Source organism: Bradyrhizobium sp. 61, from assembly GCF_023073075.1.
Classification (GTDB): Bacteria; Pseudomonadota; Alphaproteobacteria; order Rhizobiales; family Xanthobacteraceae; genus Bradyrhizobium; species Bradyrhizobium barranii.
The window spans coordinates 1-2277 of the sequence record NZ_JADPIU010000051.1 but is presented as its reverse complement, the minus strand read 5'-3'; the positions used below and the strand labels follow the sequence as shown (position 1 = coordinate 2277).

Sequence of the window (2277 nt, the reverse complement as noted above, 5' to 3'; positions counted from 1 at the left end):
CCAGATCACGCTCGTGGAGCTGGCCGAGGAATTCGGCGTCTCGCGCGAGCGCGTGCGCCAGATCGAGGTGGGCGCCTTCGCGAAGGTGCAGAACGCAGTGAAGCACCGCGTCGCGGCGATAGCGACCCCGGAGCCACTGCAGGTGCTTTAGCTTCCAACCCTCTCCCGTGGTGGGAGAAACTGACGATGGACGTGTCGCTATGGGTGCGTTTTACGGCAACCGAGCGACGCGAGAGGGGCGCCGCTCACCGGGTGCTGATCGAGCCCTCGCTCGACGATCCATGCGCGGCACTTTGCATCGTCGACCGGGCGCCTAAGCCGCGCGCTGTAGATGGAAAGTTATCCGACGTTTCATAATGAAGTCGGGGTGCCGATCGTGCGCATTGGTTGCCGCGAGTTCAAGTGCATTGGGGATATACCGCCGCAAGATCACCCGCACATCTACCTCAAGATGGGCGATGCCAGTGAGATCGTCTGCCCCTATTGCTCTACGCTATTCCGCTTCGATCCAAGCTTGGGCGCACACGAAGCTGACCCGGCAGATTGTGCTTACCGTGATACGGACTGAGTTGAATTGCAGTAACGCTGCTTCCTTCGTCATGCCGGCCGCAGCCAACCAGCGCCAGGCGCTATCGTCCCGCAGTTTCGGGGCGGTTCACGATGGCCACGAACGATCCGAATTCGGCAGGATGCAAGCGTCACGACGGCCGAACCAGCCATAGCGGTTGCGCGCGACCAAGCCATAGATCGCGTCGCGGATCATCCGTGGGATGAATTGGAAGATCCATGTCCACTGTAGAGTCAGGAACGAAAGTATCTGCTACATAGTTTTTATCGACCGAACCAAACCGGATAGAACCACGCCGACGATCTCGACGCCGCCTACAAGATTGCCGAATGGAAGGACGAGAAGCTGAATCCTGTTTTGCAGGATATGTACCGGCACCTTACTTCCACGAAAGATCAAATCATCGAAGACACATTCGTCGTCGAGAACTTTAAACGTGTCAGCGACAGGCTAGACAGTCAGAAAGCCGCGCTCGCGCAGGAACTACTGGCCTCCGGCGCATGACGGCAAGGGAGTGACCATGAAGGCGGACCGAGGTGATCAAACTCGATGACTCCAGAAATGATCCAGGACGCGACTGTAGGCCGGGCGCTTCCTGTTTTTCACCTTGATCCAGTGCTCGCACCGGCCGCCCTTGTAGGCGCGCTCGCGGTGCGTTCGACAACATCGTCGACGCCAAACGCGTGATGTCGGTCCTGGGTAAGTTTCTCGCACGGTATGGACTCACCCTCCACCCCGATGAGACGCGCCTCGTCGACTTCCGCCCAAAGAGATCACAGAGCGCGCGCCACCCGGAGACGGATGGGACCACCTTCGACTTCCTTGGCCTGACCCATGTCTGGGGACGGTCTCGGAACGGTAAGGACACGGTTCGGCAAGTAACGGCCAAAAGCCGGTTTGCCCGCGCAGTGGCCGCAGTTAGTGGCTGGTGTCGGAAAAACCGCCACTGGTCCCTTCGCGACCAGCATCGCCATCTGTCCTCTATGATGCGGGGCCACTTCGCCTACTACGGCATCGGCGGCAACAGTCGACGCTTGCGCTGGTTCGCCAATCAAGTGGTGCGTATCTGGCGCAAGTGGTTGTCACGGCGTGATCGTCAAGGCGTGGTCCGATGGGCCCGCTTCAACGAACTCCTGGCACGGCATCCATTGCCTTCAGTCAAGATCCTCCATGGCTACGCCCGCGAGCGAATCTCTCGAACCGGATGCGGGAAATCTGCACGTCCGGGTCTGTGAGGGATGGGGACGGCAACGTCCCCATCTACTCGGCACTCAAATCATACGCCGCCCTGCGACAGTGCGCGAAGCCATCACGACGGAGCCGATGAACTGGGTACTCGATGCCGACGACGGCCAAAGCTGTCGTGGGAGCGACCCGTCAGAGGGGCCGGAAATTCCCCATGCAAAATCGGCATCCCTTTTTGCGGCGCGTTAAAAACCCCGCCATCCACCGAAATGAATGACGGGGCTTTCGAGCTTTCTCTTTTTCGGGGATTTCTCCTTTCCAAAGATACTTGCTCTGACACGATAACGGCTTCGAGCCTGATGAGTTCCGAATATTTTCTGATCCGCCAGATTTTTATTCGGTGTGGTCGGCTCAAGGTCCAATCCGGGGCTGCCAGGAAATATGCCGGCACATCGCGAAATGAGGCGTACGTCCTGACCTATCACCCCGTGCTCGGGGAACTTGAATGCCTACATAGCATAATT

General features: G+C 58.7%; 2 protein-coding genes. Both read left to right on the top strand.

All coding sequences use genetic code 11. The annotated features are described in order from the left end of the window. Nucleotides 1–151, top strand: a 151-nt coding sequence (locus tag IVB46_RS14970; RefSeq protein WP_276010267.1) for a sigma factor-like helix-turn-helix DNA-binding protein, incomplete at its 5' end; no start/stop codon positions are given. 180 nt (nt 152–331) lie between these two features. Continuing rightward, the gene (locus IVB46_RS14965) at nt 332–568 is read left to right on the top strand and encodes a zinc-finger domain-containing protein (protein WP_247310179.1); all 237 of its coding nucleotides are present in this window, start codon (nt 332–334) and stop codon (nt 566–568) included. The last annotated feature ends 1709 nt before the right edge of the window (nt 569–2277 follow it).